Here is a 16,523-nt window from a genome sequence, read left to right on the forward strand (position 1 = left end):
AGTATGATGGAACGAGTAGAACAGTTTTTGGGCGAACAATTTCAAAGATAGGAATAGGTAAATCTATACTATTTGGCAATCCACCAAATAGATTTAGAGCTTTTAAATTAAAACCACTAGATGAGGCAAGATTAATATTCGCAACGAATGTACTAAATAATGTTAATTACAATTGGAATTAAAAACTCACTATATGGGATTTATTATTGCATAGCATATATTATAAATCCCATTGGAACAGCGCATTAAATATCATAATCCATTGCTAAATATGCTCCAACAAGTGATGGTAAACAATATAAAGCAGCGATTCTTTCTCCTAGCTGCCAATTAAAAATAAATAAGCCAGCTAACACGACGATACCAATATAGAACAATATTTTACCTACTCTTTCTTTGTTACTTGGTGCTATTAGTTTTCCTACAGAAACAAACGTAGCCCCCATCACCACAGAAGTAGCCAGCTCTATATAGAAAGGTAATGGTTCTTCCCCCCTGTAATTAAAAAAACCTATATTTGTTAGAACTCTCAACAGTACAGGCAAAGCTATAGCTGATACAAAAGCTATAGGAAGGAGCCCTACCCATCTAAAAAAATTATTCATTTAGTGACATCTCCATATAAAAGCTATAATTATCAATCCTCTGATTTATTTTCATCAGGAACGCCATAACACCTAACAAAACTTCCTGATACAGCCGCTGAAATTGGGTCGGCATCCGCAATACAGCTTTGCCCTTTATCATTTGTATAGCTAATGCACCCGCTTAACATTATGGCGACAATAGTTAATAGTAACGGTTTCATGTAAAACTCCTTATAAATTATTACACTCATACAATACTACGTTATTCGTAGTATCCAGAGCAAGCTAAAACTACGATTCTCGTAACTCCATATTACTGAGAGTTATTATGAATCCTATTGAAAATCACAAAGATATCTTTTGCAGACGCTTAAAAGAAGCCAGATTAGCTGCTGGGTTATCACAAAAGAACTTAGGTATCGCAGCGGGAATCGACGAGTTTGTAGCTAGTACACGTATCAATCGTTATGAAAAAGGTGTTCATGAGGTAGATATTGGCACGGCTCAAAAGTTAGCTGATGTGCTAGATATCCCGTTAGCTTATTTTTATGCTCAAGATGACCAGTTAGCTTGTCTGATTAAATGTTTTCACAAACTGCCAAGAGCACTACAAGAAGAACTCATATTAAAAATAAAATAGTAATACAACCTTAATTTAATTAGATAGCGCCATCTATATAGCGATTCTGTTAAAATTTCAGTGTTCCTCCCCCCTCTCCTCTCTCGGATTGACTTTGCTGGTTTTCGCTTTTCATTTAGTAGCTGTAAAGAGTTTTTAACAACGAAACAGTGCAAAAGATCATATTGGGGCGATGATTCATCACTCAAAAAATTATCTTCCTTATACCACATCGTATATTGAATTCTCATTTAGCATAGGAATATCTATAGTTTATAATCCTTAATTAAATAAGTGATAAATAGTGTTTAAAAAACATATGATTAAATAAAATTCTTATCATCTAATTTCGCTATTTTACTCTTTTTATTTTTTACTAATATACCGCCATAGCTAATCCGAGATCCGTTGCAATAGCCCCCTCATCTGTTAAGATATGGTGGAATTTCCGCATAACCCAATGATTGATAATAGGTAAAAAATGTCCACACTTAAACCCGCCATCTTCTCTTTCTTTTCTGGCTCTGGATTCTTAGACCTTGGCTTTGAAAATTCTGGCTACGAAGTGGTTTTTGTGAATGAATATCACCCGCCATTTATGGATGCTTACAAACACTCTCGAAAGGTTATGAACAAAGCTATACCTCGCTTTGGCTATGCTGAAAAGAGTATCGAGACAATCGATCATAAACACTTGAAAGATTCAATTAAAACTCTAAAAAAAGAACACAGACTTGTCGGTTTCATTGGAGGACCTCCTTGCCCAGACTTTTCAGTTGCAGGTAAGAATAAAGGGCGCGATGGAGAAAACGGTAAGCTATCTCAAAGCTATATAAATATTATTGTAGAGATGAAACCTGATTTCTTCTTATTTGAGAACGTCAAGGGGTTATATCGCACACTTAAACACCGAGAATTTTTTGAGCATCTAAAAGAACAGTTGGTAACTGCTGGTTATAACCTACATGAAAAATTAATAAATTCAATTGAATATAGTGCACCACAAGATCGAGAGCGCATCATTTTGCTCGGTTTCAAAAGTAAAGAATTATCTAAGAACTTTATCTGGAGCGGTAGAACTTACCCAGATCGTAGTGCTTTTGAATATAAATGGCCGACAACTAATGAATTTGCCGAAAATTCAATATTGGATATACCCAAGCATCTTCCTGAAGAGCTAACAGTTGATTACTGGTTTACTAAAAATGATGTTTCTGCACATGTAAATTCAAAACATGTATTCACTCCCAGAGCAGGATTAACTCGCTTCAAAACTGTTGAAGAAGGTGACGACAGTAAAAAATCTTACAAGCGCCTCCATCGTTGGAGGTATTCCCCAACGGCAGCTTATGGTAATAATGAAGTACACTTACATCCATATAAACCGCGCAGAATAACGGTTGCAGAAGCACTTGCTATTCAATCTCTACCAAAAGAATTTGAACTACCTAGTTATATGACCCTTTCAAACATGTTCAAAACTGTTGGTAATGGTGTCCCTTATCTTGCCGCATTAGGAATAGCAGCATCTATATTAGAGCATTTAGGAATAAAAGATGAATTTAACAGCAATGAATCTGGTGAATGCAATAGCGAACCTACCCAAAAACAGGCAATTTGATTATGTAAATGGCAGAAATGCTGGCAAAATAGTTATCGACTCGATTACTCAACCAGAAGGTCCTATTCGTATAAAACGTTTCAACCCAACAAAGGGAGAAACGTTAAAAGCCGCTCGAACAGAAAGTATATCTAGTCAAATGATTTGGCGTCTAGCAAATGCGATTCAAGAGGATTCCCCGATCAATTTAGATCGAGTATTTGGTGCAAGCTATAATACCCGTTCCGTTATTGAAAGTTTACTTGCTCATACTCCTCTATTTTACTGGTGTAAACTTGACCGTTTAGAAGTTATTAATACTAAACAAACAATCACTAAAGGTCACAAACATCTTATCTATTTACCTAATTCACCACATGAAAACGGAATTCTTTCTGAATATAAAACTAATATTGTTATTTCGGAGATGAAAACTGAAGTTATTTACCAAAGTGTTGATTTAGATACCATCCGCGCAGTTGATGGGTTATCGATTGAAGAAAAAAGAAGACATGCGCAGATCCAAATAGCATTAGTAAAAATTGGTAACTACTTAGGCTATAGAACATGGGTTGCAGCAAATGATCGAGGGCTTAAGTATAACGGAAAAGCTATTGCGCAAATGGATGGTGTAATCGATAGCCTTTCCAATGAAAAGGTCTTAAGTTCATACAGTGAAGCTATCAATGGCGCAAAATTAATAGACTGTATATGGTTCAGAAATGGTAAGTTAATGCCAGCAGTAATGGAAATTGAACACAGTACTGGAATAATAAGTGGCTTAACTCGTATGAAAAATTTTTGTGATTATGCCCCCCGCTTACAAGATATCAGATGGACAATTGTTGCTCCTGATGAATATCGAGCAAAAGTTATTGAATTTGCAAATAGACCACAATTTCGCGAGTTAGATGCAAAATTTTTTCCTTACTCGGCAGTAGAAGAATTATATTCTCTTTGTGAACGCCGTAAGCCAAAAGGAATTACAGATCAGTTTCTTGATTCATTTATGGAAAATTGTGTAACTCACTAACCACTAATTTAAGAATCATGCCGAGTTAATCTCGGCTATTTTAATCTTCATGATAAAAAATAGCTCCTTTTAACTTGAGCTGATTACATATGATATTTTTTCATTTTATATCACAATAATCGCCAACAAAAAATCATCATATCTTATTGATTCTACTTCTGTATGTAGCCAGCTGTTATCAGTAGATTACTCTTATGCAAATGCAAAAGCCCAAGAAACAACAAAAACAATATAGAATCAGCCCCTCATTGATGAAGAAGCCCATAACCTGATGAATTATTATTACTAAATCTAAGTTAAATTTATAAGGCGCAACAGCGTTTATATTTCTTACCACTACCGCATGAACATGGTTCATTTCTTCCAATTTTATTTCGTTTTATTTGCGGTTTTTCACCAAACGAAAACGTTTTTGCATCTTTTATATGATTACTCGACGAAATAGGTTTTAAACTAGCCGTTAGTCTGTCCATTCTATCCGATTGTTTCCACTTACTTTCATGATATGAAGCAAATCGGAGTTTACCTTTAGTTGGACTAATACAGCATCCTACCCAATTCTCTGCTTGGGTTGTATATTTTCTTTTTTCACAATGTGCAACCAGTTTGTTATAGGCCGTATCATTATCATCTTCATTGCAGTGAATAGTTAAACCCGTTTTTTCCTTTAGCAAGGGAAGAGTTATATCATGGTGTTGATTATCTATTTTAAACTGAGCAATCATCTTTGAAATCGCGTCATTGAGTAGATCTATACTTTCACCATCCAATGATAAAAGGTGTAATCCTAGTTTCTGAAGACAAAAATCTGCTGAAAACTCAATATCATTGATAATATCACCAACAAAACCTTTTTTGTGAGAAGTTATAAACCCCTCAGGTGTTTTCTCTCCATCGTAACCATCCCTTCTGGCTAACATTGCTAATTCAAGATCTGTAGATATATCATCATCAAGCATAACTAATGTCGATTCTTCCCCAAAATATAAGTTTTGCATGATGTAAGCTGAAAGAATTACTAGCTCATGATTAGAAAGAATTGAATCACCATAGTCACTCCGTTTAACAAGATAGTCTAAGACTCGTAAAGGTGATGGCAGCATTTCGGTAATCATATCTATTAAAAACACATCCATTACATAAGGATGTTTTATTACATTAGTCGTTTGATATTGAAGAAAATGTCGAGCTTGAGCAGCAAGAGCAGGAAAATAGTCTGATACTATACAAATAGGTAATATCGTCTTGAAATTAGATTGAATTTTAACTTCATTGCCAAATTCATTTTTAAAAATACACCCTTCTTTTTGTAGTAGTTGGCTACATAAATAAGCTTGATCATAGGCATCTTGAATTGCTTTTTTAAAATCTCCTTCTAATTGTTTACTATTACCCTTACGAGCCTCGATAGTGAGTTTTTTAGACTTAGCTTGTACGACTATCGCAAAAACGCCGAATGTGACCAAAACATCAATTTCACCTGCTTTATTTTTACCATCGAAAATATCAATATTGGTTAAAACATTATCGTCACCAAACACTAGAGCTAAGCGTTCAGCTGTAAAGTTTTCTGTAAAAGCACCTCGATGCTTACTTGCTATAACCTTATATGTTCTGTCTTCGTTAAACCAAAAAAATGGGCTTTCATAAAGTGCCTCCCATAAGCTGTAACCTTGAAAACTGACGAATGCCCCCTCTACAGTTTTTATTATTGGAAACGCATTTTTATGATTAAAATCATCCACAGATTTAAAACAGCTCATTCCGTCTTCGGGCTTAGCTGATAACGCCGCAATCACAGCCTCTACAACCTTTTCATTTAAACTACTTTGTGCCACGACTTCAGAAATAGTAAACATGAACATAGGCAAATGATATGGCAATGGCAGGAACTTTACTGAAGATACTAATTGATTGGCTTTCTCTAGTTGAATTTGTTCTATGGCCGAAATAACTTCAGCTGCTTGAGAAACGTTAAAGCCTTTATTTGCTTCAATCCAACCATCATCAAGAGAATAGCGACGTTTGGCTAAGTCCCTATATTGATGCTTGAAAACTCCATCCCCGCCATAAAAGATAGCTTCTCGCATAAAATAATTTTTATCGCTACTTGGAATTACTTCTCGAATAAATTCACTAAAACTAGGGATGTCATTACTATTTTTAGGATCAAATTTTTTCAACAATAGAGCACTGTCTAATGGCGGGCAAAAACTATAATGTAGCTCTTCAAAAAGTTGCCAGACACGATCTGCTATTTTTTTTAATTCTTCTAATTCTAATTGCCTATTATTAAATCCACTTTTACACGCTAAACCAATAAGTGTTGAAAGCTCAGTTCTGGATAAACGCGTCCGATCAAATGCTTGTGCAAATGATTCCTTATCCAATTTTTCACCTGAAAAGTGAATAAAGGTATCTTTCCAACAGAAAAATGCTACAACTTCCCAAAAACCTTCTACACAACTAAGTTTCTCTAGTTCATCAAAAATTTCTTGCTCGGTTCTCATAATATTCACTATTATTCAAGATTGTTTATACTCAACTTAACACACTCTAAGTTGCATCAACTAGCAACAAATCTTGCTTCGCGACTTAACTATTGATTATCCCATAATAAAGTTAGTCATGTAGTTAGTGATAATAATTTACTATCTCTATTAATAATGTCATACGATTAATAGCTAGATTGTATGTTGTATTTTTCTAAAAAATTTTAACCCACTTCTTTCCTATTTACCCAAGGTATTAGCTAGGTACTCAAAAGTCACTAGTCCAGACCCTACCCCCTATGTGAAATTTTATTACTACATTAAATGTGACACTAAAATTACTCTTGTCATAAAGTGTGACTCAAAAAAGTAATCTAACATATTGATATTAAATAGCATAACGTGAGTGACACTTGTGACGCATATTTTTATTTAATACATTATTTTTATTTGCATGCTTCTTGGGTTGCTAAATACTTAGATATAACCACATCTATTACTCCAGCTTAATGGCACTCATCAATTACTCAATTTAATAAATATTCATTAAATACAGATAAATACACAACCAATTCAGACTCCGCCAGCTTGGGTCAGTGATAGGACAACGGTTTCAAAAACAAGAAGTTAGCGAAATCATCAAGACTACACACTGACAACAAAAGGACTATAAATGACACGCAAATGACACGCGGATCATTTAAAGTATAGAAAAGCTCACTTAGGTGGGCTTTTTTAGTTTCAATGACCAAGCAAATACATTCTTCCTCTTCAACTTTTATAGCATATTCATCATAAATTATTGCTAAACCCTAGCCGCATACATATAAGTTTTACAATTTTTTCTTAAGAATGAAAATACAAAAACGAGTGAATCTACTGACATAAAAAATTTCTGGAATAAAATTAGTTACTTACTCTTTTACATAAAAGCTATTTAATAACAATGTTATGAATCTCTAAAATCTATTATTACAAGGTCATTTTTAGTAAAAACTATCATATTTAATTAGCTCTATTAATCCTATATATGACTGGTTTAAAATAATACAAAATACCTATTCTAAAGAGTTTAAGAGGATCATAATGAAAATACTCTTAATTGAAGATCACGAAAAAACAGCCAATTGGGTTAAAAAAGGGCTAGAAGAAGCTGGATATACTATTGATATTACGAATGATGGTCGTGATGGCCTCTATTTAGCATTAGAAAATGATTACAAATTGATTATTCTTGATATCATGCTTCCCGGAATGAACGGTTGGAATATTTTAAAAATATTACGCACATCAAAGTCAGTCCCTGTGATTTGTTTAACAGCAAGGGATGCTATAGATGACCGAGTTAAAGGATTAGAATTAGGTGCAAACGATTATTTAGTAAAACCTTTCTCATTTTCAGAATTATTGGCAAGGGTCAAAAATCAATTAAGAGTTCAAAAAAATATTTCAACAATTATTGAAATTGCTGACTTAAAAATCAATTTATCTCGTCATGAAGTGGAGCGTAATAATATACAGATCCCAATGACTCGCCAAGAATATTCTTTATTACTTTTTTTTGCTTTACATATTAATGAAATATTACCAAGGACATTAATTGCAAGCGAGATTTGGGGAATTAACTTTGATAGTGATACTAATATTGTAGATGTTGCTATCCGTCGTTTACGAAAAAAAATTGATGATGGATTTGAAATCAAATTAATCGAAACGGTTAGAGGAATGGGATATAGGTTAAATGGAGTCAATAATGAAAACAAAATCACTGAGATTTAAAATTATCTTTTTATTTATCATATTGATGATTGCAAATGCAGGTTTTATGTCTTTAACGCTTTATCAATCGCTTAAAAATGAATTAATATCTCGTGATAATAACTTACTTGTAAATCGTGCAGACCAATTAGTAAAGTTAATTAATAGTGGAATTGATATCAAAACATTACCTATCTATTTTCAACGTATGATGGATATGCAACAAGATATTATTTATATTACGGATGCTAATAATAAAATTTTAGTTGATACTAATTCAGATATTTTATTTGCAGATCATCTAAAAACCACTGATACAAAGAATATAGATTTAAACATGATTACCTCCTGGGAAACAGAATCAGGTATTCCTGTTTCGGCTATTAACTTTACAATAGAATCACCAATAGGTGTGCTAAATGTAGTGATTGCCAAAGCATCCTTTGTGCGCATCAGTATGCTAAGCGAATATTTAAGTAAAATATTGATTATCTCATTAGCTTCTATTTTATTTATGGGAATATTAAGTTTTTGGTTAATTAAACATGGATTGAGGGATATCCGTTTTCTTAGCCAAATTACGGCTAAAACAGACATACATACTCTTAGCCAAACCATAAATATCTCACAACTTCCCAATGAACTGAAAAGTTTAGGTGACTCATTAAATATAATGAGAAAAAGGTTAAAAAATGATTTTGTAAAGCTAACTCAATTAGCCGATGACTTGGCTCATGAACTCAGAACCCCCATTAACGCTATAAAAGTTCAAAATGAAATTATGTTACAACGCTCTCGTAGCGTAGAAGAATATGAATCAATTATTATTAGTAATATTGAAGAACTGGATAAACTTGCAAAAATAATTGAAAATATTTTATTTATCGCTCGTGCTGAAAATAAAAATATCATTTTAAATAGAGAAAGCTTGGATTTATCGGATCTAATTGATGAAATTTATAACCTATTTTCATTTTATGCAGAAGAAAAACAGATTACCTTATTAAAAGAGCCTACAACATTAACAGTTAGTGCAGATCACTTACTTTTTACTCGCATATTAATGAACCTCATATCAAATGCAATTAAATATTCTCCCGCTAATACACAAGTCGTCACTCAATGTAAAAAAGAAAAAAATCAGTTACTGATTTGTATCAGTAATATTGGTGATGAATTGAATCAACATGAACAAATATTTACTCGTTTTTGGCGTGGTGATAATGCAAGAACAACAGATGGAAATGGCTTAGGCTTATCAATTGTGCAAGCGATTATGACATTACATGAGGGTAAAGTCAGTTACGAGCGTATTGGAAAACATAATGTATTTATTTTAACCTTTCCATGCTAATTACGCGATATGACAAAATTGTCATCTTTTTGTCAGCTTTTTTATAAAACATCTCTGCATAATTAATTTATCAATCAAATATCTTCTTAATTATGTAGAGGTAACATCATGAAAAAAAACAGGAAAAATAACCTATCAGAAATTACACCTGAATCTGTTTTTATGATGAAACGACGTAATTTACTAAAATTATTAGGCATCGGCGCTGCTGGAATAGCGGTTTCATCCACTGTAAAAGCCGATTTATTTTCATGGCTTACTGAAGATAACAAACCAACAACACCAAAATCATCCCGTAAAGAATTACAATTTATTCAACCTGAAGAATATCAATCTTCATTACAATTAACTCATGAAGATAAGGTAATTGGATATAACAATTTCTATGAATTTGGCCTTAATAAATCCGATCCTGCTAAGTATGCACACACAATGAAAACAGAAGAATGGACATTAACTATTGATGGTGAAGTTAATCGCCCACTTACTTTAAACTTAGACGATATTAATCATAAATTTCAATTAGAAGAACGTATCTATCGTATGCGTTGTGTTGAAGCATGGTCGATGGTCATTCCCTGGGTCGGTTTTCCATTAGCGAGCTTACTTTCTTTGGTTGAGCCCAATAGTCGTGCAAAATATGTTGCCTTTGAAACGCGTTATGCACCACAGGAGATGCGCGGACAAGATAGTCGCTTCATTGGCGGCGGTTTACAATACCCGTATGTCGAGGGATTAAGACTCGATGAAGCGATGAATCCACTCACATTATTGGCGACAGGGGTATATGGAAAATCCTTGCCAAACCAAAATGGTGCACCTATTCGCCTTGTTGTTCCGTGGAAATATGGATTTAAGGGGATCAAATCCATTGTCAAAATTCGTTTAACTGAGTCAATCCCACCAACAACGTGGAATCTTTCAGCACCGCATGAATATGGTTTTTATGCAAATGTTAATCCAGATGTTAGCCATCCTCGTTGGTCACAAGCAACAGAACGCTTTATAGGCACAGGTGGATTAGGTCAAGTTACAAGACAACCAACATTATTGTTCAATGGCTATGGCGACCAAGTCGCACATTTATATAAAGATTTAGATTTGCGGAGAAATTTTTAATGCAACCAATATATGGAATAAAAGTTAAGTTATTAAAAACCATATTCCATCTTATTGGTTTATTGGCTTTCACTTGGCTTATTTATACAATTTATACGCAAAATTTCAGCGCAGATCCTTCAAAAGATATTCAGCATTTTACTGGAATTACAACGTTACGTTTATTAATTATATTAGCTCTGATCCCTATGGTTGCCTTTTACTTAAAATTAAACACATTATTTCAAGTAAGAAAACTATTAGGATTATGGTGTTTTTTTTGGGCTAATTTACATTTAGCAAGTTATCTGCTACTTGAAATAGGTTGGGGAAATATTACTTTCTTTTTTAGCGAAGTTTTTTCCCATATTTATCTTATTATAGGCGCTTTATGTTGGATAATTTTATTATTGATGGCTATAAGTTCATTTGATTGGTTAAAAAATAAATTTAATCAAGAATGGAAAAGAATACATAATCTGTTTTATCCACTCTTATTATTAGTCTGTATTCATTATTTTTTATCATTAAAATCGCCAACACCAGAGCCTATTATTTATCTAATTATTATTGGATTAACTTACCTTTTTCGCTTTTGGCAACAGAAAAAAAACAAATCAACTAATATATAAAATAGCCTACCCACCAATTTAATTCTAATATTATATAAATGATCTTGTTAAAGCCTCATTTAAGAGGCTTTAACAAATTGTAATAAACTAAATAGTTGCCTATCAATTCAGTATTAGAAATACAATGATATATCCATAGAAAAATTACGCCCAGGAGCAGTAAAACGTTGTAAACCAAGACGATCACGATCTATTTGATTTGTTGTACCAAATTCTGGCAGACTTCTTAATGCATCCCAAGTACTATATTTTCTATTAAATAAATTAAAAACCCCAGCACGTAATACAATATTTTTATTTACATTATAGTAAGCTGTTGTGTCAAATATAGTATAAGAATCACTAAGATATGGCCATTCACGACCATTCCGTATTGCTTGATTACCTTCTTTTCGTGCTGAATAAGTCATAAATATCCCTGCACCATATTTTTTATCCGCATTATCATAAGATAAGGAAGAAACCCATTTAAAAGGTTGTACAGAAAGTAATGAATCTCCAGAAGCATCTTTTCCGCGTGTATAATTAAATGTATTACGCAATATATATGTATTATCTAAGCCGAATATTTTAGAAAGCCGAATTTCATTCGTTAGCTCAAAACCATAAACGTATGCTGAGGCAACATTACTATATTGAAGATGATTTTGTGGTAATGTTGGCTTATTCCAATAACTATCGCCCATATTAGGATCATACCACGGATTAGGAACTTGTTTTTCGCTCTGCTTAAGATCAATAAAGTTATTGTATTTAGTATAATATACATTTACTTTATTAAATAATTTATCATTATTATAACTTAATGATATTTCATTACTTAATCCTTTTTCTTGCTTTAAATTAGGGTTAGGCTCTAAGCGATTACGAGCATCATTACCTCCATAATCAAAATAAAGCTCTTGAGCTGTTGGAATACGAAAACCCTGCCCAATTTTATATTGGAAAGTATAATTTGGTGTTATGTTATAACTGGTTGATAATGCCAAAGATAAAGCCTGATAATGATTATCAGTGAGATCGCTATCTTTCGCTAAAGATAATTTAGCATTATCTGTATGATGAGAAACATTATCATATCTACTGCCTAAAACTACATTTAATTTGTCATCAAACATTTTTATTTCATCAACAAAAGCAATACTAATATCTTGAGTATATACAGGTCTGATGATGCTATAATTAGATTGATAAGGAACTTTAGGCTTTCCTAGATATTTAGTATCTATATTTTTATTGTTAAGTGTTTTTGTAGAATATGAAGTTCGTAGTGCTAATGAGTGCGTTGTATTAAATAAAGATAATGGCATTAATACTATTTCATTATTAATAAACCTACCATATTGAATGATATTCCTACTATTTTCTTCAAAAATATCATAATAATGACCATTATAATGTTCATCAAACGTAGAGCTAAATGCTTTTTGTTCTATTTTTTGCCAATTAAAGCTTGTCGTCATACTGTCAATATATCTTTCTGGAGTCCACGTATCAGAGAGTGTATATCTAATTCTTTTTGATAAATCATCACCAGTACGATAATAGGAAGAAAATAAGTACCAAGATTTTTCATCTGTATATGTTTTACCCTCACTGTATTCAAAAGTAGCACCTATTTTATGGTTTTGAATACCTAATAGATTAATTTTTGATAGTAAAGAATGACGCGTTTTTTCTTGAGGATCTGGTGTTCCCCTAGCAGAACCGAATATATCATTTTCATGTTTATAATTATTAGTTTCATGCCCATTACGATAAACATATAAGAGCATCCCTTCTACATCTTGTTGGGAAGTTGCAATACCTATCGTTTGCATTTTTTCATTATTTTTAGAAGTATAAACACTACGAGAAACAAATCCCCAATTACCTTCACTAATCAAATCAGCAGGATCTTTAGTAACGTATTTTACAGCCCCTCCTAATGCTCCACTACCTGAAAATATAGAATCAGCACCCTTAGATATAATTACAGACTTTAAATGTTCTGTTTCGATATCATTCATACTTCCATTAAAATAACCATAACCTTTATAAATGGTATTATCGAAGGTTTCTGCTTGAGGGATATCATCAACCTGTATAGCAACACGATCTTTATCAACACCTCTTATTGCATATCCATTATTACCAAAACGTCCTTCGGATGAGACACCGACACCAGGAAGATGGCGAACAATATCTTCCATGCTAAATATTAAATTTTTTTCCAATTGTTCTGAATTTAATGTTTTTTCATTAATTTTTTCTTCTTTTTTTTCAATCACATAAAGAACATCTTCAGATATAGCTTTATTATTAAAAAAAACTATCGAGGTAACAACTAGATAGAGTAACGTTTTTTTCATAAACACTCCTTAATTAATGTATTGAATGATAATTATAATCATTATCATTCAATTCAATAAAAGGAATTGTAATACAATTGAAAATTTAGTTGTTTTATCTAATTAATAACAAATTAATTATATTTATGTTTACATATATTAATTTAAATGCATTCTTTAAGAATAAAAAAGCACAAAATCATAAGTTGCAGTCTTAACCTCAATTGCCTCTTCCATACCTTTAATAATTAAATCAGCTAATTCACTCCAACTCATATGGCGTAGCCATTATATATCGCCATTACTTTTAACTATCTGTTTATGTTGTTTTATGAAAATCACTGGTAAGCCTATTACAAACGTCAAGATATGTCTGATAAACGGGCTTATCATCGAACAACTCTCTATCACCATCATTGAAACCATCAATCTCATTACTTGCGAAAAGGAGAGAACTGGTAATCAACAATATATACCCCCATAGACCCTGTTTTTACTGTTACCCATACTGTTCCTTGGTTTTCGATTTTGAATTGCTAATACAAAGTAATTTCCACCGTTCTGTAGAAATTTCTTTTATCCATATACCGTAGTCACATCGGCCAAATTGGTTAGTGCTAAAGCCCGGTGATGTGATCTCATATTCAGTTTGAATATCAAAATACCCACAATGATATTTCTTTATGGCAGAAAAATAGGTACTGCAAAGGTAATGTAACGACATCTAAAGCTAATGTCACAGGAAGTAATACTCGGGCAATTTTTTCCCCAAACGAGTTTAATTTAGTATGATTAATTTAACACAACTCACCAAACTAGATTTACGTTGGAACAACTTCACCAAAGAACCATCAATAATAAAAAAATTAAGAAATAATGGATGTATTGTTTTTATATAAAAATTAACTAATTAATTATATATCTATTCTCGACTATAAAAATAATTTTCCAGTGCTTCTTCCTATTTTAGGATAGATACACTGGATTTATTTTATAGCTAGGATCAAATCGGATTTCAATTTTAAATAAGTTTTCGAAATTAAAAATCTTTTATTTTCTCTAAAGAGTAATAATCTTCGTGCCTATCATTGTCGCTTTTCCACCTACTCTCACTCGACTAATCGTATTTTCTGTTGAATCAATAATAACGTGAATAAGAGAGGAACATTGCATTGCACGCCCTTGCTCTAATAAAAAATGTGTTTGATGAGGGAAAACATGCTTAACAAGATAGCAGCCTAAAGCGCCACTAGAACTCCCTGTCGCAGATTCTTCATTGATGCCATATAAAGGTGCAAAATTACGGCAATGAGCAGTAATTTCTTTATCTTGACTAAGTTCAAAAACATGAAAACCGATAGTATTAAATTCACGGCTTAAGTTTGCAATCGCTTCAAAATTAGGTTTTAGCGTATCTAATTTCCCAAATTGTACAGGGATCAAAATATCAGGTAGTCCCGTTGAAAATATCTCAATGGGTAAGCCTGTTTCTGAAATAGTTTCGCAATTTATTCCCAGTGCTGCAGCCACTGCATCGATATTTGGAGCTTGACGTGAAACAGGTAGTGTTTGCTCCATAACGATATTTTCAGCATTAATTGCGACACTTAGAATACCTGCTTTCGTTTTTTGTGTGTAATGACCAGAAGCCAATAAGTTGAGTGAAGATAAAGTGAAAAATACCGCTAATGTCGCATGACCGCAAAAATCGACCTCACCTTCAGGAGTGAAAAAATCAACCTTAAAATCCGTCTCTTCACCTTGATAAACAAAAGCTGTTTCAGAAAATCCGACTTCTTTAGCGATGGTAATTTTCTGTTCATCACTTAATTTAGGAGGATTAAGTACCACGCCAGCAGGATTGCCACCTTTATTATTTCGAGTAAATGAGTTTATAAGGTGTACTTTGATCTCGTGCTCTACTGAGCGTATAGCTTCATTTTGCATATATTTCCCGCATTGCTTCGAATAGCATTAAATCTGTGTGTAAAAATAGAGTGTTATAAAATACGCATTAATTAGGGCAAACTTCTGACACGCCATCTAGCCCTTGTTGTCTTTGTTCAAATACGACGTTTTTTTTATCCCCTTCTCGGATAATTTTTAAGATATAAATACTATCAAAATCACTACTTTTCCATTTAGGAATTAATTTAGGATCGCCTCCCTCTTGTTTCATAATATCTCGCGCAACCTTGGTTAAATTATCATGCTCCCAGGCAATAAAAATAACCGAGTTTTCATACTGTCGACTTAACAGTTCCTCTCGTAATGCTTTTATCTCTTTAGCGTGATATTGAAGATGAATAGGCAATGAGGTTTTAATAGCGATAGGTGAAATCGTTTGGAGTGAACGCAATGAATTCCCTAACTTACTCTGTTTAGGTGCCGCGGCGAATAATGCATCAGGTTTGCCAAATTGATTTATAAGCACATCGGGTAGGGCTAATGCTCTATTTAACCCTTTACAGGTCAGTTGCCCACTATCATTATCAGGTTTTTCACCATGTCTTATAAAAACCAGTGTTTGATCGGAATACGCCATATGACTAAATCCTAGAATAAATACGCTCAAAAATATAAATACACTGCGCATACAGCGTTACCTTTAAGTCAATTGAGTATAAGAAATATGGGAAATTAAAACACATCTAATATTAACCATAAACTCACTGAGTTTAAGTCACTCAGTCTATCATAGCCAAAAGTGTTTCAGCGGTGAGCAAATCTTAGATAGCGCATATTTAGCCACTTTTATACTCTATTGACCTTTATTCTACCTTCTAAACGCCTCAAAACTAATTAACAAATATTAAAATCAATCAAACAATTGTTAACAAAAAATAAAGGATTTTTTTAATTTTTCATTACTTTACACCCAATTTTATAAAGCTAAATGAAACTTAAATACTCAGTACATTTAGATAAAAAATGGAAGAGATCTCTTTTTAATAGAAAAAATAATGTATTAAAAATCAATACAAGCCTTTTTATCTCCCTCTATTTAGTTTAATGACTAA

The 16,523-nt window shown here is 32.8% G+C and carries 13 protein-coding genes and 1 pseudogene; 7 read left to right on the top strand and 7 right to left on the bottom strand.

Translation table 11 applies throughout. The annotated features are described in order from the left end of the window. Window positions 1-245: 245 nt before the first annotated feature. Window positions 246-605, bottom strand: coding sequence for a hypothetical protein (locus ACNART_RS10625; protein WP_198619710.1), 360 nt, complete (start codon window positions 603-605; stop codon window positions 246-248). Between the two features lie 32 nt (window positions 606-637). After that, window positions 638-808, bottom strand: a complete 171-nt coding sequence (locus tag ACNART_RS10630; RefSeq protein ID WP_156171085.1) for a hypothetical protein — start codon at window positions 806-808, stop codon at window positions 638-640. A gap of 107 nt (window positions 809-915) precedes the next feature. Here ACNART_RS10630 and ACNART_RS10635 point away from each other — a divergent pair, with 107 nt between their 5' ends. The 3 genes from ACNART_RS10635 to ACNART_RS10645 all read left to right on the top strand — a co-directional run bounded on the left by ACNART_RS10635 (window position 916) and on the right by ACNART_RS10645 (window position 3,839). After that, window positions 916-1,227, top strand: a complete 312-nt coding sequence (locus tag ACNART_RS10635; RefSeq protein WP_198619709.1) for a helix-turn-helix domain-containing protein — start codon at window positions 916-918, stop codon at window positions 1,225-1,227. A gap of 460 nt (window positions 1,228-1,687) precedes the next feature. After that, window positions 1,688-2,827 carry a DNA cytosine methyltransferase gene (locus tag ACNART_RS10640; RefSeq protein ID WP_198619708.1) on the top strand — a complete coding sequence of 380 codons (1,140 nt, stop codon included), beginning with the start codon at window positions 1,688-1,690 and terminating at the stop codon, window positions 2,825-2,827. Next, a complete protein-coding gene (locus tag ACNART_RS10645; protein WP_232806257.1) occupies window positions 2,763-3,839 on the top strand; it encodes a restriction endonuclease in 1,077 nt (358 codons plus the stop codon). The genes ACNART_RS10640 and ACNART_RS10645 overlap by 65 nt, the downstream gene beginning before the upstream one ends. A 302-nt stretch (window positions 3,840-4,141) precedes the next feature. Here ACNART_RS10645 and ACNART_RS10650 read toward each other — a convergent pair whose 3' ends face one another. Next, complete coding sequence (locus tag ACNART_RS10650; protein WP_409339351.1) at window positions 4,142-6,349, bottom strand: SEC-C metal-binding domain-containing protein; 2,208 nt, start codon at window positions 6,347-6,349, stop codon at window positions 4,142-4,144. Between the two features lie 1,068 nt (window positions 6,350-7,417). Between ACNART_RS10650 and hprR the strand changes: the two genes are divergently transcribed. The 4 genes from hprR (at window position 7,418) to ACNART_RS10670 (ending at window position 11,173) form a co-directional block, all read left to right on the top strand. After that, window positions 7,418-8,110, top strand: coding sequence for a response regulator transcription factor HprR (hprR, locus tag ACNART_RS10655; RefSeq protein ID WP_099074890.1), 693 nt, complete (start codon window positions 7,418-7,420; stop codon window positions 8,108-8,110). Next, on the top strand, window positions 8,085-9,443 hold the full coding sequence (locus ACNART_RS10660; RefSeq protein ID WP_198632673.1) for a heavy metal sensor histidine kinase: 1,359 nt from the start codon (window positions 8,085-8,087) through the stop codon (window positions 9,441-9,443). The genes hprR and ACNART_RS10660 overlap by 26 nt, the downstream gene beginning before the upstream one ends. A 108-nt stretch (window positions 9,444-9,551) precedes the next feature. Next, window positions 9,552-10,562 carry a protein-methionine-sulfoxide reductase catalytic subunit MsrP gene (gene msrP / locus ACNART_RS10665; protein WP_098942268.1) on the top strand — a complete coding sequence of 337 codons (1,011 nt, stop codon included), beginning with the start codon at window positions 9,552-9,554 and terminating at the stop codon, window positions 10,560-10,562. Then, complete coding sequence (locus ACNART_RS10670; RefSeq protein WP_368927677.1) at window positions 10,562-11,173, top strand: protein-methionine-sulfoxide reductase heme-binding subunit MsrQ; 612 nt, start codon at window positions 10,562-10,564, stop codon at window positions 11,171-11,173. The genes msrP and ACNART_RS10670 overlap by 1 nt, the downstream gene beginning before the upstream one ends. Window positions 11,174-11,286: 113 nt before the next feature. Here ACNART_RS10670 and ACNART_RS10675 read toward each other — a convergent pair whose 3' ends face one another. From ACNART_RS10675 to ACNART_RS10690, 4 genes and pseudogenes are all read right to left on the bottom strand, one after another. Beyond that, entirely contained in the window at window positions 11,287-13,524 is a 2,238-nt protein-coding gene (locus ACNART_RS10675; protein WP_196534134.1) for a TonB-dependent hemoglobin/transferrin/lactoferrin family receptor, read from the bottom strand. A gap of 174 nt (window positions 13,525-13,698) precedes the next feature. After that, window positions 13,699-13,788, bottom strand: a pseudogene (locus tag ACNART_RS10680) (hypothetical protein); the annotation flags it as partial. Window positions 13,789-14,562: 774 nt separating this feature from the next. Further along, window positions 14,563-15,450 (bottom strand): PhzF family phenazine biosynthesis protein, encoded by an 888-nt coding sequence (locus ACNART_RS10685; protein ID WP_198619705.1) that lies wholly within the window; start codon window positions 15,448-15,450, stop codon window positions 14,563-14,565. 67 nt (window positions 15,451-15,517) lie between these two features. Further along, the gene (locus ACNART_RS10690) at window positions 15,518-16,099 is read right to left on the bottom strand and encodes a histidine phosphatase family protein (protein ID WP_198619704.1); all 582 of its coding nucleotides are present in this window, start codon (window positions 16,097-16,099) and stop codon (window positions 15,518-15,520) included. Window positions 16,100-16,523: the final 424 nt, after the last annotated feature.

Origin of the sequence: Proteus sp. LHD240705 (assembly GCF_047921555.1) — a bacterium.
Classification (GTDB): domain Bacteria; phylum Pseudomonadota; class Gammaproteobacteria; order Enterobacterales; family Enterobacteriaceae; genus Proteus.